The sequence below is a fragment of the Micromonospora sp. NPDC048871 genome (assembly GCF_043198155.1).
Classification (GTDB): Bacteria; Actinomycetota; Actinomycetes; order Mycobacteriales; family Micromonosporaceae; genus Micromonospora.
In genome coordinates this window covers 1-21,706 of record NZ_JBICUM010000010.1, presented here as the reverse complement: position 1 = coordinate 21,706, position 21,706 = coordinate 1, and the positions used below count along the sequence as shown (strand labels likewise).

General features: G+C 70.7%; 17 protein-coding genes and 1 pseudogene. 9 read left to right on the top strand and 9 right to left on the bottom strand.

Going from position 1 to position 21,706, the window contains the following annotated elements:
• Positions 1-4 precede the first annotated feature (4 nt).
• The 5 genes from ACGFIK_RS20745 to ACGFIK_RS20725 all read right to left on the bottom strand — a co-directional run bounded on the left by ACGFIK_RS20745 (position 5) and on the right by ACGFIK_RS20725 (position 5,621).
• Positions 5-928 carry a carbohydrate ABC transporter permease gene (locus ACGFIK_RS20745; protein ID WP_327022840.1) on the bottom strand — a complete coding sequence of 308 codons (924 nt, stop codon included), beginning with the start codon at positions 926-928 and terminating at the stop codon, positions 5-7.
• On the bottom strand, positions 925-1,929 hold the full coding sequence (locus ACGFIK_RS20740; protein ID WP_327022839.1) for an ABC transporter permease subunit: 1,005 nt from the start codon (positions 1,927-1,929) through the stop codon (positions 925-927). Before ACGFIK_RS20740 ends, ACGFIK_RS20745 begins: the two co-directional genes overlap by 4 nt.
• Positions 1,929-3,605 (bottom strand): extracellular solute-binding protein, encoded by a 1,677-nt coding sequence (locus ACGFIK_RS20735; protein WP_327022838.1) that lies wholly within the window; start codon positions 3,603-3,605, stop codon positions 1,929-1,931. The genes ACGFIK_RS20740 and ACGFIK_RS20735 overlap by 1 nt, the downstream gene beginning before the upstream one ends.
• Positions 3,606-3,877: 272 nt before the next feature.
• Positions 3,878-4,855 (bottom strand): hypothetical protein, encoded by a 978-nt coding sequence (locus ACGFIK_RS20730; protein ID WP_327022837.1) that lies wholly within the window; start codon positions 4,853-4,855, stop codon positions 3,878-3,880.
• 109 nt (positions 4,856-4,964) lie between these two features.
• Entirely contained in the window at positions 4,965-5,621 is a 657-nt protein-coding gene (locus tag ACGFIK_RS20725) for a 4'-phosphopantetheinyl transferase superfamily protein (RefSeq protein ID WP_327022836.1), read from the bottom strand.
• Positions 5,622-5,863: 242 nt separating this feature from the next.
• Between ACGFIK_RS20725 and ACGFIK_RS20720 the strand changes: the two genes are divergently transcribed.
• Positions 5,864-6,169, top strand: coding sequence for a hypothetical protein (locus ACGFIK_RS20720; RefSeq protein ID WP_327022835.1), 306 nt, complete (start codon positions 5,864-5,866; stop codon positions 6,167-6,169).
• A gap of 331 nt (positions 6,170-6,500) precedes the next feature.
• Here ACGFIK_RS20720 and ACGFIK_RS20715 read toward each other — a convergent pair whose 3' ends face one another.
• A complete protein-coding gene (locus ACGFIK_RS20715; protein WP_393340694.1) occupies positions 6,501-8,195 on the bottom strand; it encodes a dolichyl-phosphate-mannose--protein mannosyltransferase in 1,695 nt (564 codons plus the stop codon).
• A gap of 66 nt (positions 8,196-8,261) precedes the next feature.
• On the opposite strand from ACGFIK_RS20715, the gene rsmI reads away from it, so the two are divergent.
• Entirely contained in the window at positions 8,262-9,131 is an 870-nt protein-coding gene (rsmI, locus tag ACGFIK_RS20710; protein WP_393340691.1) for a 16S rRNA (cytidine(1402)-2'-O)-methyltransferase, read from the top strand.
• A 16-nt stretch (positions 9,132-9,147) separates the two neighbouring features.
• Here the strand turns inward: rsmI and ACGFIK_RS20705 are convergent, their stop codons facing one another.
• Positions 9,148-10,041 carry a hypothetical protein gene (locus ACGFIK_RS20705; RefSeq protein WP_327022833.1) on the bottom strand — a complete coding sequence of 298 codons (894 nt, stop codon included), beginning with the start codon at positions 10,039-10,041 and terminating at the stop codon, positions 9,148-9,150.
• A gap of 140 nt (positions 10,042-10,181) precedes the next feature.
• On the opposite strand from ACGFIK_RS20705, the gene metG reads away from it, so the two are divergent.
• Complete coding sequence (metG, locus tag ACGFIK_RS20700) at positions 10,182-11,984, top strand: methionine--tRNA ligase (RefSeq protein ID WP_327022832.1); 1,803 nt, start codon at positions 10,182-10,184, stop codon at positions 11,982-11,984.
• Between the two features lie 55 nt (positions 11,985-12,039).
• Here metG and ACGFIK_RS20695 read toward each other — a convergent pair whose 3' ends face one another.
• Both ACGFIK_RS20695 and ACGFIK_RS20690 read right to left on the bottom strand, forming a co-directional pair.
• Positions 12,040-12,891 (bottom strand): alpha/beta hydrolase, encoded by an 852-nt coding sequence (locus ACGFIK_RS20695; protein WP_327027276.1) that lies wholly within the window; start codon positions 12,889-12,891, stop codon positions 12,040-12,042.
• Positions 12,892-13,020: 129 nt separating this feature from the next.
• Positions 13,021-15,930: a hypothetical protein gene (locus ACGFIK_RS20690; protein WP_327022831.1), complete on the bottom strand. Its 2,910-nt coding sequence runs from the start codon at positions 15,928-15,930 to the stop codon at positions 13,021-13,023.
• Between the two features lie 102 nt (positions 15,931-16,032).
• On the opposite strand from ACGFIK_RS20690, the gene ACGFIK_RS20685 reads away from it, so the two are divergent.
• The 6 genes and pseudogenes from ACGFIK_RS20685 to ACGFIK_RS20660 form a co-directional block, all read left to right on the top strand.
• Complete coding sequence (locus ACGFIK_RS20685; RefSeq protein WP_327022830.1) at positions 16,033-16,926, top strand: TatD family hydrolase; 894 nt, start codon at positions 16,033-16,035, stop codon at positions 16,924-16,926.
• Positions 16,927-16,982: 56 nt separating this feature from the next.
• On the top strand, positions 16,983-17,846 hold the full coding sequence (rsmA, locus tag ACGFIK_RS20680) for a 16S rRNA (adenine(1518)-N(6)/adenine(1519)-N(6))-dimethyltransferase RsmA (RefSeq protein ID WP_327022829.1): 864 nt from the start codon (positions 16,983-16,985) through the stop codon (positions 17,844-17,846).
• 103 nt (positions 17,847-17,949) lie between these two features.
• Complete coding sequence (locus ACGFIK_RS20675) at positions 17,950-18,897, top strand: 4-(cytidine 5'-diphospho)-2-C-methyl-D-erythritol kinase (RefSeq protein ID WP_327022828.1); 948 nt, start codon at positions 17,950-17,952, stop codon at positions 18,895-18,897.
• A gap of 202 nt (positions 18,898-19,099) precedes the next feature.
• Complete coding sequence (locus ACGFIK_RS20670) at positions 19,100-20,902, top strand: ABC-F family ATP-binding cassette domain-containing protein (RefSeq protein ID WP_357531229.1); 1,803 nt, start codon at positions 19,100-19,102, stop codon at positions 20,900-20,902.
• 137 nt (positions 20,903-21,039) lie between these two features.
• Entirely contained in the window at positions 21,040-21,495 is a 456-nt protein-coding gene (locus tag ACGFIK_RS20665) for a DUF4383 domain-containing protein (protein ID WP_327022826.1), read from the top strand.
• Positions 21,491-21,562: pseudogene (locus tag ACGFIK_RS20660) on the top strand (hypothetical protein); the annotation flags it as partial. The gene ACGFIK_RS20665 and the pseudogene ACGFIK_RS20660, both read left to right, overlap by 5 nt.
• Positions 21,563-21,706: the final 144 nt, after the last annotated feature.

Below are 21,706 nucleotides of genomic sequence, written 5' to 3'. Positions count from 1 at the left end.
CCGGTCAGCCCTTGATGGCGCCGATCAGGACGCCCTTGACGAAGTGCCGCTGGATGAAGGGGTAGACCGCGACGATCGGCGTCACGGTGAGCACGACGACGGCCATCTTGATGGCCTCCGTGGGTGGCATCGTGACGCCGGTGGCCGCACCGGAGTTGGTCGGTGCCTGACCGGCCAGCAGGTAGCTCTGCAACACCCGCTGGATCGGGTACATGTCGTTGCGGTCGATGAACAGCAGGGCGTCGAACCAGACGTTCCAGTAGGAGACCGCGTAGAACAGGCCGACCACCGCGATGACCGCCCGGGCCAGTGGCAGCACGATCTGGGTCAGGGTGCGGAAGTCGCTGGCCCCGTCGATGCGGGCGCTGTCCACCAGTTCGGAGGGGATGCCCTGGAAGAAGCCCCGGACCACGACCAGGTTGAAGACGCTGATCGCGGGCGGCAGGATCAACGCCCAGATGGTGTCCTTGAGCCCCAGCCCGGTGACCACGAGATATTTCGGCACCAGCGGCGGATAGATCAGGAAGGGCAGCAGGAAGTACGCCAGCAGCCAGCGGTAGCCGAGGGACCCGGGCCGGGACAGCCCGTACGCGGCGAGCACGGTGATGGTCAACGCCAGGATGGTGCCGATGACGGTGACCAGGGTGCTGATCCACAGGGCCCGGGTGACCGCGCCCCCGGCGAAGATGGTGGCGTACGCGGAGGTGTCTATCCCCTTGGGGATGACCACCAGGCCCCCGGCCTCGGCGATGGTCTCCCGGGAGGACAGGCTGGTCACCAGGATCACCCAGAGCGGGAACAGCACACTGAGCACCAGCAGGCCCAGCAGTACGGCCTTGGCTCCCTGACCGAGCGGGCTGGGCGGCTCCTCCCAGGCCGGGCGGCGGGGACGGGTTCCGGGTGGCTTCCGCAGGAAGGTGGCGGTCATGACCGTGAGTAGATCCCTCGTTCGCCGAGCATGTGTGCCACCTTGTTGGCGGCCAGGATCAGGCAGAGCCCGACGGCGGCCTTGAACAACCCGGCCGCGGCGCCGTAGCCGTAGTTCCCGGTGGCGATGGAGAAGTGGTAGACGAAGGTGTCCAGCACCTCGGAGGCCTGCCTACCGACGGCGTCGCGTTGCAGCAGGAACTGCTCGAAGCCGACCGAGAGGGCGTCACCGAGGCGCAGGATGAGCAGCAGCACGATCACCGGACGCAGGCCCGGCAGGGTGATGTGCCACAACCGGCGCCACCGGCCGGCACCGTCCGCCGCCGCCGCCTCGTACAGGTTCTGGTCGATGGTGGACAGGGCGGCCAGGAAGACGATCGTGCCCCAGCCGACGTCCTTCCAGACTGCCTCGACGGTGACCAGGAGGATGAAGGTGTCCGGGTTGGTCATCACGTTCCACGGTTCCATCCCGGCCTCGCGCATGGTCTGGGCGAGGAGTCCGGCGCCGCCGAGCATGGCGACGAAGAAGCTGACCACCAGCACCCAGCTGAAGAAGTGCGGCAGGTAGACCACGGTCTGGATGAAGCCGCGCAGCCGACTGGAGAGCAGGCTGTGCAGGACGATCGCCAGCAGGATCGGCAGCGGGAAGAAGAACACCAGCTGGAACGCGGTGATCGCCAGGGTGTTGCGGAAGGCGTGCCAGAACGCCGGATCGGCGAACAGCAGTTGGAACTGCCCGAAGCCGATCCAGTTGCTCTTGACGAACGCCTCCAGCGGATTGCTGCCGACGTACGGGTTGTAGTCCTGAAAGGCGATGACGTTACCGAGGATCGGCAGGTAGCTGAAGATCAGCAGGATGACGAAGCCGGGCGCGATCATGGCCAGCAACTGCCAGTCCCGGCGCAGCCGGGTGCGCAACGGCAGGCGTCGGCGTCGGGGGGTGGCCCCGCCGGGCCGGATCTGGTCGGACCCGGCCCGGACGGTGGTTTCGGTGCTGCTCATCAGCCAGCCTTGGGCAGCGAGTCGGCTAGCAACTGGCGTGCCGCCTCCCCGCCGGCGGACTTCCACTCCTGCAGGATCGCGTCCACATCAGACAGTGGACGGCGGCCCCGCAGCACGTCGGTGAACTTGTCCTCCGTCGGCACCTGGTTGGCCTTGAAGGCGGCCGGCATCTCCAGCTTCACCCCGGCCCAGGGGTCCTTCTCCAGGTAACCGACCGTGGCGTTGGAGTAGGCCAGGGCGTCCCGCACGTAGTTCGGGGTGTCCGCGAAGGGACCGATGGTCGGGTTGCGACCGCTGATGAAGAAGTACTGGTTGTTGATCTCCTTGAAGGCCAGGTCGGTCTTGACCGGCCCGTTCGGGGTGCGGGTGTGGTGCCTGCCCTCGACCCCGAAGTCGCGTAGCTGGGCCTCCTGGCTACCCAGCGGGGCCGAACACCAGTTGATGACCCGCAGCAGCTCCTTTACCCGGTCCTCGCCGACCCCCTTCTTGATGAAGGTGTAGGAGATCGGCTGGTCACTGCCCCAGACCAGGGGGTCGCCGCCGGTGGCGGAGAAGTTCGGCACCGGCTGGATGTTCAGTGCCTTGTTGACCTTCTGGTGTTCGGCCTGGCCGCCCTGCCAGAAGCCGAAACCGTCCTGCATGAAGACGATGTTGCCGCCCTTGGCGAACAACTGCTTGGCGTCTGCACCCCGACTGGCCACGATGTCCGGGTGCACCAGGCCGTCCTGGTAGATCTTGGCCATGACCTCCAGGGCCTGACGGAACTCCGGGGTCTCGTACTTGAACTCCGGGGTGCCGTCGGAGCGCAGCCGCCAGCCCTGCTTGGCCCCCGGCACCTTGTGGTACATCTGGATCATCGCGAAGACGTCGTTGAAGGCCCACACCTTGCGCGCCGGGTCGGTGACCTCCTTGGCGACGGTCAGCAGGTCCTCCAGCGTGGTGGGCATGGTCAGGCTGCGGGCGTCCAGCAGGTCCTTGCGGGTGAACATGACCCAGGCGAAGGGCCCGTCGGTCGGGTTGGGCACGGCTGCCAGCCGCTCGTTCCAGATGGCGTGCCGCCAGGCCCCGGTCGGGAAGGTGGCCAGCATCGGGTACGCCTCGACCGCGTCGCCCTTCAGGTGGTCGGTCAGGTCCTCGAACAACACCCCGATCGCCTCGGCGAACCGCGGGATCTTGTCCACCTCCCAGCTGGGTATGCACAGCAGGTCGGGCACGTCTCGGGCGCCGAGCATGGCGTTGAGCTTGTCGGCGTACGTGTTGCCGTCCTGGATGGTGAAGTTCACCGGGACGCCCAACTCCGCGTTGACCGCCTGGAGGTAGGCGCTCTGGCCGATCCCGGGCGGTGCGGGACCCCACGCCGGGGTCATCGCGGTGATCTCCTTGCCGCTGGTGCCGGGCTTCTCGGTGATCAGGTCGACGAGGTTGGCCGGGTACCTGGTGTAGCCGTCCGGAACCGGCCGGGTGCCGACGATGTCGGGGGCGATGCTGCCCGTCAGGTCCTTCTGGGTGGGCAACAGGTGGCCGAAGGCGTCCAGGTTCTGGGCGTTGCCGCTGCCGGCCGGCGCCTCGGAACAGCCGGCCAGCAGGGGACCTCCGGCGACGGCGACCGCGCCGAGGCCGAACAGGCTGAGGAAGTTACGGCGCGAGGTCGGCACGCCGGGGTTGTGCCGTGTCATCGGACTCCCTTCGAGAAGGGCTGAGGGGGTGAGCAGACTCGCTCGGGGAATAGTTCGTCTGGATGGTAAACAAACTAATCGACGTTCGTGCGCCCTAACAAGAGGCGACCTGCCGCCCCGGTGTCCGATCAGGCTGCGCAGCGTGCGACGGCATTTACTGGCAGTTCCACAGGGTCCGGAAATGGACCTGGTTCAGCGGTGGCGGCACACCTGGGACCCGGTGATGGCCTCGGTGGTGCCATGTCACCCTCGCCTATCCGGAGGCGAGCGGCCTACTCCGGCTTCCAGGACCCGAGGGCCTTGGCCGGATCGCGGTACTCCAGGACCCCGTTGGTGTCGGCGACGTCGAAGACGACCTGGCCCTTGCGGGTGCTGCCGGCCGGCAGGTCGTTGCCGTCGTCCTTGAAATGGCCGCTGCACCCGTAGATGGAGCCGATCAGGCCGTTGTCGGTGGTGTTGCCGTCGGCGGCCGTCCAGTGGAAGTCGGCCGAGTCGATCGCGCCGGTGCCCTTGGTGACCCTCGCGGTCACCTCGGCGATCAGCAGCTTCCCCTTCTCCGGCGCGGGGGCTGAGGGATGACAGTTGCTGACGAGATGGAACTTCGTCACGGTTATCTCGACCGTGCCCTGGTCGTCGGTGAGGACCAGGGTGTCGCCGGGTCGCATGTTGAAGGTCGGGCCCTCGGTGGCCGGCGTGCCGGGCTGCTGCGGGGCGGAGGCGCTCGGTGGATCCTGCAGCACTTCATTGGTCTCGTCGATGAGCTGCCACCACGCGAGGAGCACTGCGGTGATTCCGCCGATGCAGCCGAGCACCGCGATGACCACCAGCGTGGAGACCGCGGCCAGGCTCTTGCGGCCGCCGGGACGGACCGGGGCCGTCGGATGGCCGGAACCTCCCGGGGGGTAGGCACCACCGAGCGGGGTCGGCCCGGCGGGGGAGCCGAACCCCGGCGGATAGGGGCCGTGGGACGGCCCGGGCGGTGAGGTCGGCCGATCCGGCGGGTACGGCTGAGGGTACGGCGTGCCCGAGGTGGGCTGGGGTGTGCCGTAGACCGGTGCCGGCGGGTGGGCGGGGGAGAGGGTGTCGCCGGGCGGTTCCGGGGTGGCCCACAGGTAGTCCGAGTGGTCCGGGGAGTAGCCCGCCCAGGTGCCGTCCTGCGGTTCCCCGGGCGGATGCAGCGGAGCCCAGGGGTCGCTGGGAGGTCGCTCCTGGGGGTCCTGCGGTCCGTCTGAGGGCTGGGGGTGACTCACCGTACTCCTAGGACACCAGAAGCGGGACGGGAACCGTTCGACGCTACCGCGCATCGACGACACCGATCGGTCGATGTCCTGCTCCGATCGGTCGACATCGACCGGTGGCCTAGAGCGGTGGCAGGGTAGCGGCGGTACGGACCAGATTCGCCTCCACTGTGAACCGGCCGATGATCACCGAAGGGGGTTGGGGGACCGTGGCGGCGTCGATCTTGGCTGGCGTGATCCGGGCGGTGAAGGTCTCGGTGGCGGGGTCCAACACCACCAGGGCGTCGTGAAAGCCGAGCCAGTCACCGACGATCGGATGCCAGATCTTGTAGACGGTCTCCTTGGCGCTGAACACCACCGCCGGCCAGAAGACCCCGGAGGGCAACCGGGCCAGAAGGTCCTGCTCCTCGGGCAGGCAGATCAGCCGACCGACCTCCGGGCCCAGGTCGCGGTGCTGCTCGGCGTCCATGCCGACCGCCCGGATCTCGGTGTCCCGCCCCACCGCTGCGGCGCAGTAGCCCTGGGTGTGGGTGATGGTGCCGACCGTGCCCGCTGGCCAGACCGGCGACCGGTCGGCGGCGGCAGGTACGGCGACCGCCGGGAGACCCAGCATGGTCATCGCCCGGCGGGCGCAGACCCGTCCGGCGGTGAAGTCGCGGCGTCTGCTGTCCACCGCCCGTTCCCCCAGACAGGCGGCCTCGGCGTCGTACAGCTCGCCGGTCCAGTCGGCCGGTTCGGCCACCGCCACCGCGACCGTCGGCGGCAGCAGATCACGCATCGTCGGCTCCCTGTCGTCGTGACCTCGGCGCGATCCCGATAACATCGTCAGGCATCGATCTAGCGGTGAAGGGTGGGGGTGGGGTGTGGCGGGTCGTGGCGGCCATGGCTGGTGAACGTACCGCAAGGATGTAACACCGCCACCTCCCTGTGCGCTGTTGTTTGTGCGCGAGACCATGACTTCGGTCGATGAACCACGGCGGAAGTCGACCTGGTTGTCCAAGCGAGGCGGAGAGGAGCGCGATGACGGGTGGTGCGGATCGCTCGGAGGTCGGGAGGGTTCAGGCGAGCACGATCGCGGTAGCGACGACGCTAGGTGATCATGCGCCGGTAGTGCCCGGCTGGACCTGCGGCACCTGTGGCGCGGACTGGCCGTGTGAGCAGAAGCGTGCTCGGCTGCTGTCCGAGTACGCGGCGGATCCCGCCATGCTCAGCGTCTACCTGGCCGCCTGCCTGGCTGCTGCCACCGAGGATCTGCACCGGTGTGGGTCGACCTCCCTGCAGGGCCGCTTCCTCGGTTGGTTGCCCCGCCGACCCAGGAGGTTCTGAGTCCGTCGCCCCTGCGGTGGCCCCCTGAACGAGCGACCCCTCGACTGCGATCAGTCATACGACAGTGACCGCGCGGGTTGGTGACGCGGCCGGCTGAGGCCGGTCGGAAATCTGACCCGTGCCGCCCCGTTGTGCCGCTGGTCATGGGTGGTTAAGCTTCTGGTGCGCGCCCCAATCGCCCGCTTCCCCCGTGGCAGGCGATCGGGGCGCGTCCTTTTGCTCGAAAGAATCCGAAAGGCCCGCACCCGAAGGTGCGGGCCTTTCGTCGATCAGGGTCCACCTGCCGGCAGTCCGTGTGGTCCCGGGCCGGCCCGGGACCACACGGACGCGCTCAGATCCAGCGATTGCCCAACCACATCCGGGCCGACCACTCCGTGTACGGGATGTTCTGGCCCACGAAGATCGGATAGAAGTACGCGAAACAGATCACGACCAGGGCCACGTACGCCCCGGCGATCACCGCCCCGATCATCCGGCGATCTCGACTCGCCTCCTCGTGCGCGCCATCGACCGGCAGGGTTCCGCTCAGCCCGGCCGGAGAGGCGATCGCCCCCAGCACGTAGACCACCGCCAGCACGAGGAACGGCACGGCCGGTGCGGCGTAGAAGAAGAACATCGTCCGGCCGTCCAGGGCGAACCAGAACCAGGGCAGCAGCCCACCGGCCACCGGGAGCAGGATCGCGGCGGCCCGCCAGTCCCGCCGGGCCAGGCCCAGCCAGATCAGTGCCGCCAGCGCCGGCAGGAACGACCACCACAGCAGCGGGGTGCCGAGCAACAGGATCTCCTCGGCACATCCCGCCGCCCCGCAACCGCCCTGCGGCTGCACCCAGTGGAAGGCCACCGGCCGACCCAGCAGCAGCCACTGCCACGGCCACGACTGGTACTTGTGCGGGTCGTCCAGCTGGCTGTGGAAGCCCAGGGCGGCCTGGTGGTACTGCACCAGGTTCCACAGCGGGCCGATGATCGGAGTGTCGCTGAGCCCGGCCTGCGGATACCGCTCCGCGAGCCGGTAGTAGCCCTCGTTGCTGAGCAGCCAGCCCGACCAGGTGGCCACGTAGGTGACCGCCATCAGCACCCCGGCGAGCACCATCCAGGGGAACCCGTCGAGCAGGGTGGCCCGCCAGGGCCGGGGCACCCCGGCCGACCGGCGGGCGCCGACATCCCAGAGCAGCATCAGCAGGGCGAACACCGGCACGAAGAACAGGGCGCTCCACTTCACCGCGAAGGCGCAGCCGAGCAGCACCCCGGTGGCCAGCCGCCACCAGGGCCAGTTGCGCCAGCCGCCCGGCGGGCGACCGGCCCGTCCCAGGGCGGTCGGATCGAGCCCGGCCTCCAGGGCCCGGGCCCAGCGGCGCCGGGTGGCGTCCCGGTCGAGCACCAGGGCGCCGAAGGCGGCGAGCACGAAGAAGAGCAGGAAGATGTCGAGCAGGGCGGTACGCGACAGCACCAGGTGGTACCCGTCGACCGCCAGCAGCAGACCGGCGGCGCAGCCGAGCACCGTGGAGCCGAACAGTCGGCGGCCGATGCGGATCAGCAGCAGCACGGACAGGGTGCCGATGAGAGCGGCCGAGAAGCGCCAGCCGAACTCGGGGGAGGTGGTGAAGATCTGACCGGGCACGGAGATGCCGTGCTCGACATCGGAGTAGCCGAAGGCCCACTCGCCCAGGCCGATCAACCACTTGCCGAGGGGCGGGTGGACCACGTACGACGGTCCGCCGTCCTTGTAGTTCCACTCGACGCCCTTGTCCACCAGCGCCCAGGCGTCCCGGGCGTAGTAGATCTCGTCGAAGATCTTGCCTGGCGGGTGGCCGAGGTTGGTGAACCTGAGGATCGCCGCGATCGCCACCACCACCGCCGTGGCCAGCCACGATCGGCCGTCCAGCTGCGCCTCGACGGTGGCCAGCCGGCGACGGACCATCGCCGGTATGCCCCCCTCGGCCCGGTCTGTCACCCCGGCGGTGGAGGGCCCGGCCTCCGGCTGCGGCTGGTCGGCGCTCGCGCTGTGTGCTGTCGACGCACTCGTCACCCGGCGATCGTAGGCTGCCAACGGGGTCAATGGCGTACATCGTCCCCGATTCCGGTACGACCATCGATGAAGGAGTGCGGATCCGTGGGTGAAATGTCCGAACTTGGCCGCCTGGTTCTGCTCGGTGCGCCGCTCGGCAACCCCGCCGACGCCTCCGCCCGGCTGCGCGAGGTGCTCGGCACGGCCGACGTGGTGGCCGCCGAGGACACCCGTCGGCTGGTCCGGCTGGCCCGCGATCTGGAGGTGTCCATCCCCGGGCGGATCGTCTCCTACTTCGAGGGCAACGAGGAGCGTCGTACCCCCGAACTGGTCGAGGAGTTGACCGCCGGCAGCTTCGTCGCCCTGGTCACCGACGGCGGCATGCCGAGCGTCTCCGATCCGGGCTACCGACTGGTCCGGGCCGCCCTGGACGCCGGGGTCCCGGTCACCGCCGCACCCGGTCCCAGCGCGGTCACCACCGCCCTGGCGCTGTCCGGGCTGCCCAGTGACCGGTTCTGCTTCGAGGGGTTCCTGCCCCGCAGTCCGGGCGCCCGCCGATCGCGGTTGCGGGCGCTGGCCACCGAGGAGCGGACCCTGGTCATCTTCGAGGCGCCGCACCGGGTCACCGCCGCCCTGGCCGACCTGGCCGAGACCTTCGGTGCCGACCGACCCGCCGCCCTGTGCCGGGAACTGACCAAGACGTACGAGGAGGTGCTGCGTCGCCCGTTGGGTGAGTTGGCCCGCTGGGCCGCCGACGGCGAACCACGCGGCGAGATCACCCTGGTGGTGGGCGGCGCCCCGGCGGCGGCCGCCAGCCGCCCGGACGACGACACCCTGCGCGCCGAGGTGGCCGAACGGGAGGCCGCCGGCATGACCCGCCGTGATGCGATCACCGAGGTGGCGACCACCTTCGGCCTGCGTCGGCGCGATATCTACACCCTGGTACACCAGGCGTAAGGGCCCCTCGCGGGCCTCACCAGGCGGCGAGGAGGAAGCCGAGGGTGATCACCAGCGGGCCGCCGAAGCTGGTGGCGACCGCCCAGCGCCGGGCCGCCGGGTCGGGCAGTCGGGTGGCGCCGGTCCACCGGGCGATGCCGGCGGCGCAGCCGAGCACCCCCAGCAGGCCCAGCACCCAGCGCAGGTGCGCCCCGGCGCCCTGGTCGGCGTACGCGATGTCGGCCTTTGGGCCGGTGACCCGGGCGGGCAGGATCGTGCCGGCGGTGGCCAGCCGCTCGGGCACCCCGCTGACCCGGACCCCGTAGCTGCGGAACCGATCGTCCTCGGCGGTGAAATTGCCCCGGCAGCGCTGGGACAGCCCGCCGCCGGTGCAGTCGGTCACCACCACACTGCCCGTCCTGCCGTGCCCGACCGTCAGCCAGAACGGGCCGGCGCTGACCCAGGCGAAGAAGGCCGCAGTCAAGGTCAACCCGACCAGCGCGGTCAACCCGGGCAGGGGGTCCGGCGGATGACTCGACCGCCTGCGACGACGCCGTACCGGCCAGGAGGGACGCCACCAGGGGTGGACCGATCCGTGCGCCTCCGGTCGCACCGGAGTGCCGTCCCAGTGCACCTGCTCGATCGGGGCCCAGAAGGTGTCCTCCGCCGCGCCGGTCCCGGCCCGGTGCCCACCGCGCCCGGCGGAGCGCAGCGGAACCCGCCGGGGCAGCGCCTCCACCGGCGCTCCGGTGGTGGGCTCCACCTCCACCCCGGCGACCCCCGCAGGTGGTGGGCTCTCGGACCGCCCCGGCGGCACCGCCCGGGGCTGGGGTGCCACCGGGTGGGTACGCGGGCCCGGATCGGGCCGGGGGTTCGGGGGAGGACTTTCGTCGTGGTCACGGGTGGCTCTGCTGCCGGTCACGCGGTTCATTTGACACCCGCAGTTTCGCCACAGACGGCAGCTCAGGCAGCGTGTCGATGACAAATCGGACACGGGATCGGGGTGGCGCGGCCCCCAGCACCCCCTATTGCTTCGCGGGCTCCGGTGCCGGGTCACTAGGCTTGCTCGGCATGAGTCACGTTCTCGCGGCAGTGGCCTGGCCGTACGCCAACGGCCCCCGCCATATCGGCCACGTCTCCGGTTTCGGCGTTCCCTCCGACGTCTTCGCCCGGTACATGCGGATGGCCGGACACGACGTGCTCATGGTCTCCGGCACGGACGAGCACGGCACCCCGATCCAGGTGCAGGCCGACGCCGAGGGGCTGACCCCGCGGGAGCTGGCCGACCGGTACAACCGGGTGATCGTGGAGGACCTGCACGGCCTCGGCCTCTCCTACGACCTGTTCACCCGCACCACCACCGGCAACCACTACGCCGTGGTGCAGGAGTTGTTCGAGGGGATGTACCGCAACGGCTACATCGTCCCGAAGACCACCATGGGGGCGATCTCCCCCTCCACCGGCCGCACCCTGCCCGACCGGTACATCGAGGGCACCTGCCCGATCTGCGGGTACGACAGCGCCCGCGGCGACCAGTGCGACAACTGCGGCAACCAGCTAGACCCGATCGACCTGATCAACCCCAAGTCGAAGATCAACAGGGAGACCCCCAAGTTCGTCGAGACCGAGCACTTCTTCCTCGACCTGCCCGCCCTGGCCGAGGTGCTCCGCCAGTGGCTGGACACCCGCGAGGGCTGGCGCCCGAACGTGCTGCGGTTCTCCCGCAACCTGCTGGACGACCTCCAGCCCCGGGCCATCACCCGCGACCTGGAATGGGGGGTGCCGATCCCGCTGGACGGCTGGCGGGAGCGCACCGACAAGCGGATCTACGTCTGGTTCGACGCGGTGATCGGCTACCTCTCCGCCTCCATCGAGTGGGCTCGCCGCACCGGCGACCCGGAAGCCTGGCGCAGGTGGTGGTCCACCGACGGGGCCGGTAAGGACGCCCAGGCGTACTACTTCATGGGCAAGGACAACATCGTTTTCCACTCGGTCATCTGGCCGGCCCTGCTGGCCGGCTACTCCGGTGAGGGCAGCCGGGACGGCGAACCGGGGCAGCTGGGGCGGCTCAACCTGCCCACCGAGGTGGTCTCCAGCGAGTTCCTGACCATGGAGGGGCGCAAGTTCTCCTCCTCCCGTCGGGTGGTCATCTACGTCCGGGACTTCCTGGAGCGCTACGACGCCGACGCGCTGCGCTACTTCATCGCGGTGGCCGGCCCGGAGAGCAACGACACCGACTTCACCTGGGCCGAGTTCCTCCGCCGCAACAACGACGAACTCGTCGCCGGCTGGGGCAACCTGGTCAACCGGTCGATCTCCATGGCGGCGAAGAACTTCGGCCAGATCCCGGCGGTCGACCCGAACGGCCTCACCGAGGCCGACGAGGCGCTGCTGGCGGTGGCCCGCGCCGGGTTCACCACCGTGGGTGACCTGATCGCCCGGCACCGGCAGAAGCAGGCCATCGGTGAGGCGATGAAGGTGGTCGCCGAGGCCAACCGCTACCTCTCCGAGCAGGCCCCCTGGAAGCTCAAGGACGAGGCCGACAAGCCCCGGATGGGCACCATCCTGCATGTCGCCCTCCAGGTGGTCAGCGACGCCAACACGCTGCTCACCCCGTTCCTGCCGCACTCCGCGCAGAAGGTCCACGAGCTGCTCGGCGGCACCGGGGTGCACGCCCCGATGCCGGTCATCGAGCAGGTCGAGGACCTCGACGGCGGGCCCGCGTACCCGGTGTTGACCGGGGACTACACCCAGGGCGCGCGCTGGGAGTCCGTACCCCTCGAGGTGGGTCGGCCCCTCGCGGCGCCCAAGCCGGTCTTCCGCAAGCTGGACCCCTCCATCGTGGACGAGGAACTGGCCCGGCTCGGCGGCTGAGATCGCGTGACGGGCGCGACCCCCGCACCGGGGCCGCGCCCGTCTTCCGGGCCGGTCAGGCCCGGGCCCGCACGGGCGATCCGATGAACTCCATGATCGCCTGGAGTACCTGGTCGGCGTTGGTCCACGGGGTGCCGTGCGGAGCGCCCTTGAGGGTGACCAGCCGGCTGTCCGACAGCATCGGCTGCAACCGCTGACCGGTCTTGGGGTACGGCAACACCCGGTCCTGGTCGCCCTGGACGATCAGCACGGGCACGTCGATGCGGGACACGTCGCTGCGGAAATCCGTGCCCCAGGAGTCCACGCAGTCGTGGGTGCCGATCGCCGAGGCCCGGGCACCGATGTCCCAGTGCGCCCGGTACGCCTCATCGCTGACCAGGGTGCCCCGATTCTCGGCGTAGTTGAAGAAGTCGTTGCAGAACTGGGTCAGATAGGCGAACCGGTCGTCGATGATCGCCTGCTTGAACTCCTCCAGCAGGCTGGGGTCGACCCCCTCCGGATTGTCCGGGGCCTTCGTCAGGTACGGCGCCAGGGGCGCCAGCAGAATCGCCCGATCCACCCGCTCCGAGCCGTACGCGCCCAGGTAGCGCGTCACCTCCCCGGTGCCCATCGAGTGGCCGACGAGGATCGCGTTACGCAGGTCCAACTCCGTCATCAGGATGTCGAAGTCGGCCGTGAAGGTGTCGTAGTCGTACCCGAACGAGGGCTGGGCCGAGTTGCCGAAACCGCGCCGATCGTAGGTGATCACCCGATATCCGGCCGAGAGCAGCGGCCCGGAGATCTTCTCCCAGGTCGATCCGCTGAAAGGGAAACCGTGGATCAGCACGATCGGCTGACCGGACCCATGATCCTCGTAGTACAGATCGATCGGTGCGGAGTTTTCCGTACCGACGGTGATGAAGGGCATCTCCACTCCTACGGTCGCCATGACGCGGTCGCTCGCGCATTCCCCTCCCGCCGACCGATATGCGTGGCCCCGGTCCCGCAGAAGCGAAACCGGGGCCACCGGTTGAACCTCAACCGACCCGATCGGCCGTCAGTACTGCACGTAGACCTGGTAGTTCGCGGTGTCCGTCCAGGTGTCCTCGCCGGTGCGTCCTCGTACCGACATCTGATAAGTCCCCGGCTCAGCGGGCGTCCAGCCCACGGTCGCCGAGCCGTCGACCGCCGGCACCGTCACCGGCGGCTCGGCACCGATCCGATACTCGAACTCCACGATGCCGGTGGTGCCGCCGCTGAAGGTGAACTGCCCGCCGATGCCGACCCCACCGCTCCACTGCCCGGCGGGGTACTCCGGCGAGGCCACCAGGGGCGCCGTCCCCACCAGGAAGGTGTACTCCGTGGGCGGGGTGAGATGACCGTCCCGCAACCGCTGCCGTACCTGGAGGGTGTTGCTGCCGTTGCGGTCCGGGGTGATGGTCAGCGGGGTGGAGGTGCCTTCCGGGTCGGCGGCCACGGTCTGCTCCGGCCCGTCGTTGAGCCGGTAGACGTACTCGGCCACGTCCGGGAACAACTCTGAATGAAACGACATCCAGCCTGGCACCCCGATGCCGCCCTGCGGACCCCACTCGTTGTAGAACCCGTACACCGAGACCCGGTCGTTCTTGACGCTGAAGGCGTACGTCCGGGTCTCGGAGGTGATGCCGCCCGCATGCTCACCGGTGACCTCAAGGGTCTGGTAGCCCGGATATCCCGGGGTGTACGTGAGGGTGGCGGAACCGTCGGCCGAAGCCTCGACCGTCTGCTCCTCCCCGCCCTCGAACCGGTAGGTGTACCGCTGCACGCCGGGCAGGCCGGGCCGCAGGGTGAAGGTGGCCTCCCGACCCACCCGGCCCTCGGAGCTGATCTCGTCGTACTGCGGTGACCGGACCACCGGCCCGGACCAGACCGTGAAGGGCCACTGGGCCGCCGGCGACAGCTCGCCGGAGGAGTACCGGGCCCGCACGGTCACCTCATGCTCCCCGGCCCACTGCGGCGTCCAGGTCACCCACGCCCTGCCGAACTCCGCCGGGACGGTCAGCTCCGTCTCGTCGTCGAAGCGGTAGACGAACTCGGTGACCTCCGCCATCCGGCTGTGGAACGAGAACCGTATCGGCACCCCGGCACCGTCCTGGCGCGGCCAGACCTCCAGGTCGTTGGAATGGACCGTCGGGCGAGGGTCGGTCACGCTGAACTCGTACCGCTCGACCTCGGAGAGAGCACCGTCGGCCCGCTCCGACCGCACCCGCAGGGCGTGCCCGCCCCCCTGGGACGGCGTCCAGGTCAGGGTCGCCACCCCGGTCGGCCCCGCGTCGATCCGGATCTCCTCGTCGTTGCCGAAGGCGTAGCGGTACGCCACTACCTCGGTGGTACGCGGTCGGAAGGTGAAGCTGCCCTCCCGGCCGACCACCCCGGGACGGTCCGGGAAGGCGAAGTCCGCCGACTCCACGACCGGGGCGTCGGAGACGTGCACCGTCTCGCTGCGAACCCCGGAGAGGGTGTCGCCGACGTACGCCGAGACGACCAACTGGTACGTGGCGCGCTCCGGGAAGGTCAGCTCGACACTGGCCGTCGCGTCGGTCGCGGGCACCCGGACCTCGGTGCCGTCATCGATGCGGTAACCGAAGCTGGTCACCTCGGCCACCGGGGAGCGCATGGTCACCGTGCTGGGCAACCCCACGCCCCCGACCTGCACCTCGAACCGGGGCGCGGTGTCCCGGACGATGAACTCGTACCGCCGCACCGGCGAGGTGTTGCCGACCGCGTCGAGGGCCCACACCTCGAAGGAGTGTGAACCGCTGCGACGGGGCGCCCAGGTGTAGTTGGCCGCCGTACCGGGGGCCACGTCGATCCACTCGTTGATCCCGGCACTGGTGTCGTAGACCCGGTAACGGGTCACGTCCTCCTCGCCCTGCGAGTCGAGCACGAAGGTCCCGGAGATGCCCGGCCCGCCGTGCCCCGGGAACCCCCGCCCCTCGGGATACTCGGCCGAGGTCACGGTCGGTGCCTGCGCCGGTGCCACCCCGTCCACCCGTACGTAGCAGGGCGTGGACCACTCGGACTGGTCGTAGCCGTCCTCGGCTCGGGCCGCCCAGGCGACGAGGGTGTCGTGCGGGTAGCCGCTGGTGTCCCACTCGGTGCGGAAGATGCCGCCGGCGTACCCGAGGCCACCGCGCTCCACCCGCTGCTCGGGTGCGGCCACCGGCCAGGCGGCGAAGGTGGCACGGGCCCGATCGTTCTGGTCGGGGTCGGTCACCTGCGCCCGGAACTCCGTCGACCGCCGGTTGACCGGTACGGGTGCGTCGGCGGTGCCACAGGCGCCGCTCGGGTGGTGGCCCACCTCACCGACCGTGGGCACGCCGTTGTCCCGCAGGGAGATCCCGGGCAGGGCGGCCAGCCAACGACCGAGCCGCTTGTCCCGCTCGCTCGACGCGGCGATGCGCAGGCCGAGGGTCAGGGTCTGGTCACCTCGCTGCAGCGCGGCGCGCAGGGTCTCGGTCAGATCATGGGTCAGGTAGCCACCGGGGCAGCTCTGGTCGGCCGACCGGGACAGGGTGGTCAGCAACTCCAGCTCTTTCGGCGGCTTCTTCCAGGAGGTCGTCGAGGTGACCGGGGCGGTCCGCCAGAGCTGCACCGGTGCGGAACGGGTGCAGTCCGTGACCAGCTTCTCCCGCGCCGCGAAGGAGGCCTCGTGTGCCACCCGCCCCCGCAGCGCGGTCAGGTCGAAGGTGAAGTAGGAGCGGGAGGTGTGGGTGTTCTCCTCCTCGTCCAGCCAACGGCCGACCGGGATGTCGCTCCGCTGGTCGACGAAGGAGGTGTGGGGTGCGGTGGAATCGGTCCAGGCCCAGGTGGTGGGGACCAGGCTTCTCAGCCCGTACGCCGATGCCGGGCTGGAGACGACCAGCACGACGCCTGTGGTGCCGACGGCCAGTGCCGTCAGGGCACCGAGCAGTCTTCTATGGATCATGTGTACCTCCGGGATGCATCGGCGATGGCGCCGAAGCGCTGACGATATCCATGAGGTCCGACATCTTCCGGGCGGTGCGCGGGCGCAGCGGCCGGATGTGTGATGCTGTCGCTGATGACCGAGTCCCGCAGCCAGCGCGCGGCCCGCCGCGCCGGTGAGTTCCCGCCCGCACCCGAGCCGTTGCCCCGGCCGGTGCTCGACAGCCACACCCACCTGGACATCACCGTCAGCGAGGTCGGGGTGCCAGGCGCCGCTGACGCCGCCGACCCGGTCGCCGCCGCGATCGAGGTCGCCGCCGCGGTGGGGGTCGACCGGTTGGTCCAGGTCGGCGTCGATGTCGACTCCTCCCGGTGGGGCGCCGAGGTGGCCGACCGGCATCCCGCCGTACTGGCCACGGTGGCGCTGCACCCCAACGAGGCACCCCGGCTGGCCGACCTCGACGCCGCGTTGCGGGAGATCGAGGCGCTGGCCGCCCGGGACCGGGTACGCGGCATCGGCGAGACCGGGATGGACCACTACCGCACCGGCGACGAGGGCCGGGCCGCCCAGGAGGAGAGCTTCCGGGCCCACATCGCCATCGCCAAGCGGTACGGCAAGACCCTGGTCATCCACGACCGGGAGGCCCACGACGAGGTGCTGCGCATCCTCGACGACGAGGGTGCCCCGGACACCGTGGTGATGCACTGCTTCTCCGGCGACGCCCAGTTCGCCGCCGAATGTGTCCGCCGGGGATTCCTGCTCAGCTTCGCCGGGACGGTCACCTTCGCCAGCGCCGCCCCGCTGCGTGAAGCCGCCGCGCTGACCCCGCTGGACCAGATCCTGGTCGAGACGGATGCGCCGTACCTCACCCCGACGCCGTACCGGGGACGACCGAACGCCTCGTACCTCATCCCGCTGACCGTGCGGGCCCTGGCCGCCACCACCGGTGCCGACCTGGACGACCTGTGCGCCGCGATCTCCGCCACCGGCGAGCGTGCCTTCGGCCCCTGGCACTGATCGTCCTCCACGAGGCGGTAATAGCGGGCCCTTCGCTACCCGTAGGCTGTCGGGCTATGGCCGCAGACCTGCTCGGACCGGCACAGATCCGGGACCTCGCCGCCCGGCTCGGTGTCGCCCCCACCAAGCGGTTCGGGCAGAACTTCGTGCACGACCCGAACACCGTGCGCCGGATCGTCGCCGCCGCCGGGCTAGCCGCCGAGGACGTGGCGTTGGAGGTCGGGCCGGGGCTCGGCTCGCTGACCCTGGGCCTGCTGCCCGCCACCGCCCACGTACACGCCGTGGAGATCGATCCGACCCTGGCGGCGGCGCTGCCGGAGACCGCCGCCCGGCACGCCGGCCCGTACGCCGCCCGGCTCACCGTGCACCACGCCGACGCGCTGCGGATCACCGGCACCGAACTGACCGACCCGGCCCCGACGGCCCTGGTGGCCAACCTGCCCTACAACGTGGCCGTGCCGGTGGTGCTGCACCTGCTCGCCGTGCTGCCCAGCCTCCGGCACGGACTGGTCATGGTGCAGAAGGAGGTCGCCGACCGGCTCGTCGCCGGTCCCGGCTCGAAGGTGTACGGCATCCCGTCGGTCAAACTCGCCTGGTACGCCCACGCCCGCGCCGCCGGGAAGGTGCCACCTAACGTGTTCTGGCCGGTACCCAATGTCGACTCCGGTCTGGTCGCCTTCACCCGCCGCGAACCACCCCGCACCGACGTACCCCGGGAGCGGGTCTTCGCCGTGGTGGACGCCGCGTTCGCCCAGCGTCGCAAGACCCTGCGGGCCGCCCTGTCCGGCTGGGCCGGGGGTGCCGACCGGGCCGCCGCGGCGCTCACCGCCGCCGGAGTGGACCCCGGCGCCCGGGGGGAATCCCTCACGGTCGAACAGTTCGCCGCGGTGGCCGCGTCGGCCCGGAGCGGTACCTCCTGAGCCCAGTAGGCTGACGCCGACGCGGGACCGGCCGCCTGACAACCGCCGAGGAGCTGATCGTGGAGAAGTCGTTCGTGCCGTCGTACGGGCGGGGTGGCACCCGGTGACCGAGGCCTGGCGACCGGAGGACGACGAGCGGCGCGGGGCCAGCGGGCCGGTGAAGGTACGGGTGCCCGCCAAGGTCAACCTGCACCTGGGGGTGGGCCCGCTGCGCCGGGACGGCTACCACGAACTGAACACCGTCTACCACGCGATCTCGATCTACGACGAGCTGACCGCCCGACGGGGTGACACCCTGACCCTGACCATGGAGGGGGAGGGCACCGGTGAACTCGCCCTGGACGACTCCAACCTGGTCATCCGGGCCGCCCACGCCCTGGCCGGGTACGCCGGGGTGATGCCCCACGCCCGACTGCACCTGCGCAAGCAGATCCCCCTGGCCGGCGGCCTGGCCGGGGGCAGCGCGGACGCCGCCGCCACCCTGGTCGCCTGCGACGCCCTCTGGGGCACCGGCCTGTCCCGCGAGGAACTGGCCGGCATCGCCGCCGACCTCGGCTCGGACGTGCCCTTCCTGATCCACGGCGGCACCGCCCTCGGCACCGGCCGGGGCGAGGCGATCAGCCCCGTCCTGGCCCGCCCCACCTCCTGGCACTGGGTGGTCGCCATCGCCGACGGCGGCCTGTCCACCCCCCAGGCGTACCGCGAACTCGACCGGCTGCGCGAGGCCGGGGCGGCCGGACCGGCCCTGGGCAGCACGGACGCCCTGCTGGCCGCCCTGCGCCAGCGCGACCCCCGGGTGCTCGCCGGCGCCCTCGGCAACGACCTCCAGGACGCCGCGCTGTCCATGCGCCCCTCCCTGGCGGCCACCCTGAAGGCCGGGGAGGCGGCCGGGGCCCTGGCCGGCATCGTCTCCGGCTCCGGCCCCACCTGCGTCTTCCTGGCCCTCGACGCCGCCGACGCGCAACGGATCGCCGCCGAGCTGACCGCCGCCGAGGTGTGCCGGCAGGCCCGCACCGCCCACGGCCCGGTCCACGGCGCCCGCATCACCTGACCTGCTTTCCGGCCACCTGCCAGATCACGCTCGATCCGGGATCGAGTGGCCTCGTAGCGAGTCGAGACCACTCGATCCCAGAACGAGCGCGATCATCGGTACCGGCCGTGGGCGGTGGCGGTGGCGCTCCGCGTACCCTGAGAGTCAGGCGTCCCCAGGTGCCCGCCGGCACCGGGACGCCTTGATCATGAGAGGTGGGTTCGTGGCCAACATCGTCAACCTGGACCGGGTGTCCAAGGGCTACGGCGCTGCCGGGCCGTTGCTCACCAACGTCTCCCTCGGCCTCGACGACGCCGACCGGATCGGCGTGGTCGGGCTCAACGGTGCCGGCAAGTCGACCCTGCTGCGGCTGCTCACCCGCGCCGAGGAACCGGACGACGGCCGGGTCACCCACCGCCGTGACCTGCGGGTCGCCTGGCTGCCCCAGAACCTCACCCTCAGCCCCGAGGCCACCGTCCGTGACGTCGTGCTCGGCACCGAATGGCTCGCCGAGAGCATGGGCGCCGAGCACGAATGGGCCGGTGACGCCGGCGTACGCGCCATCCTCGACGGGCTCGGCATGCCCTACCTGGGTCTGGACACGCCGGTAGGACCGATGTCCGGTGGCGAACGCCGCCGGGTAGCCCTGGCCGCCCTGCTGGTCCGCGAGGCCGACCTGCTCATCCTCGACGAGCCCACCAACCACCTCGACGTCGGCGGCGTCGACTGGCTGGCCCGGCACCTGCTCGGCCGCAAGGGCGCCCTCGTCGTGGTCACCCACGACCGCTGGTTCCTCGACGCGGTCTGCACCACCACCTGGGAGGTGGCCGACCAGACCGTCCGCGCCTACGAGGGCGGCTACGCGGCCTGGACCCTGGCCCGCGTCGAACGCGAACGGGTGGCCGCCGCCACCGAGGCCCGCCGGCAGAACCTGCTCCGCAAGGAGATCGCCTGGCTGCGCCGAGGCGCACCCGCCCGAACCTCCAAACCGAAGTTCCGCATCGACGCGGCCAACGCCCTCATCGCCGACGTGCCACCCCCGCGCGACACCACCTCCCTGCAACGCCTGGCCACCGCCCGGCTCGGCAAGCAGGTGTACGACCTGGAGCACGTCCGGCTGCACGCCGGCCCCAAGACCATCCTCGAGGACGCCACCTGGCAGGTCGGCCCCGGCGACCGGGTAGCCATCCTCGGCGCCAACGGTGCCGGCAAGACCACCCTGCTGCGGATGCTGGCCGGCATCACCCGCCCCGACGGCGGCCGGCTGGTCACCGGCTCCACGGTGCGACCCGCCTTCCTCTCCCAGGAACTGCGGGAACTCCCCAGCGAACTGCGCGTCCTGGAAGCCGTCGAGGAGGTCGCCCGCCGGGTACGCCTGGGTGACCGGGAGATCTCCGCCGCCCAACTCGCCGAGGTCTTCGGCTTCGACGACCGGCGGCTCTGGACCCCGGTCGGCGACCTGTCCGGAGGCGAACGCCGCCGGTTGCAGATGCTGCGCCTGCTAGCCGGGGAACCCAACGTGCTGCTGCTGGACGAGCCCACGAACGACCTCGACACGGACACCCTCGCCGCCCTGGAGGACCTGCTCGACTCCTGGCCCGGCACCATCGTGGTGGCCAGCCACGACCGGTACCTCATCGAGCGGGTGGCCGACACGGCGTACGGCATGTTCGGCGACGGGCGGCTGGTGCACCTGCCCGGCGGGGTGGAGGAGTACCTCAGCCGCGCCGCAGACCGGGACCGCCCCGGGACCGCCCCGGCCGCCGCGCCGACCCCCGCTTCCACCGCCACCAGCGCGATGAGCGCCGCCGAGGCGCGACAGGCCCGCAAGGAACTGACCCGACTGGAACGGCAGGTCGGCAAGCTGGAGCAGAAGGAAGCCACCCTGCTGGACCAGTTGGCCACCCACGCCACCGACTACGCCAAGGTCGCCGAACTGGACGCCCAACTGCACCAGGTACGCGCGGAACGGGAAGAGATCGAGCTGGCCTGGCTCGCCCTGGCCGAGGAGATCCCGGCCGGCTGAGCCACCCGCCGACCCCGCCCGGGGACCGGACGACCGGCGGCGTCGCCGCCTGCCGGGGACCCCGTGTGCGGCGTCACACCACAGGGTGCGGGAGAATCGCCCGAAGACCCTGACCCAACGGCCTTGGAGACACAGAAATGGCCCACACCCCCGTCAACCACCCCGCGCGGCCGATCTACCGGGCGATCGGCGGGCTGATCGGTCTGTACCTGGTGATCTTCGGTGTGCTCGGCTTCTTCGCCAGCGCAGGCGACCCGTTCTTCGGGCAGGGCGACACCCGGGTGCTCGGGCAGGGGACCAACCTCGGCCTCTCGCTGCTGAGCCTCATCTTCGGCGCCGCCGTGCTGGCCGGTACGGCGATCGGCCGCAACCTGGACGTGCTGATCAACCAGTGGAGCGCGTACCTGATCATGGTGGTCAGCCTGGGTGGGCTGGCCTTCATCCGCACCGAGGCCAACATCTTCAACTTCAGCGTGGCCACGGTCGTCGTGCTGATGCTGCTCAGCCTGACCCTGCTGATGGTCGGCATGTACAGCAAGGTGGGTACGGACGAGGAGCACGAGGCTTGGCAGAAGGCTCGGCTCGTGCTCTGAGTCTGGTTCCTGGTTTGGGTTCGGCTTGGGCCTGACCGTCTTGCGGTGGGGTTTCGCTGGGGTTTGACCTGCTTGCGGTGGGGTTTCGGGGGGGGGCGGCCCCCCGCCCGCGGGGGGGGGGGTTTACACCACGCCGGGTGGGGCAGACGAAAACACCGGGGGTTGGGGGGGGGGAGGTTCGGCGCGGGGGGGGGGTGGGGGCGATCGACCG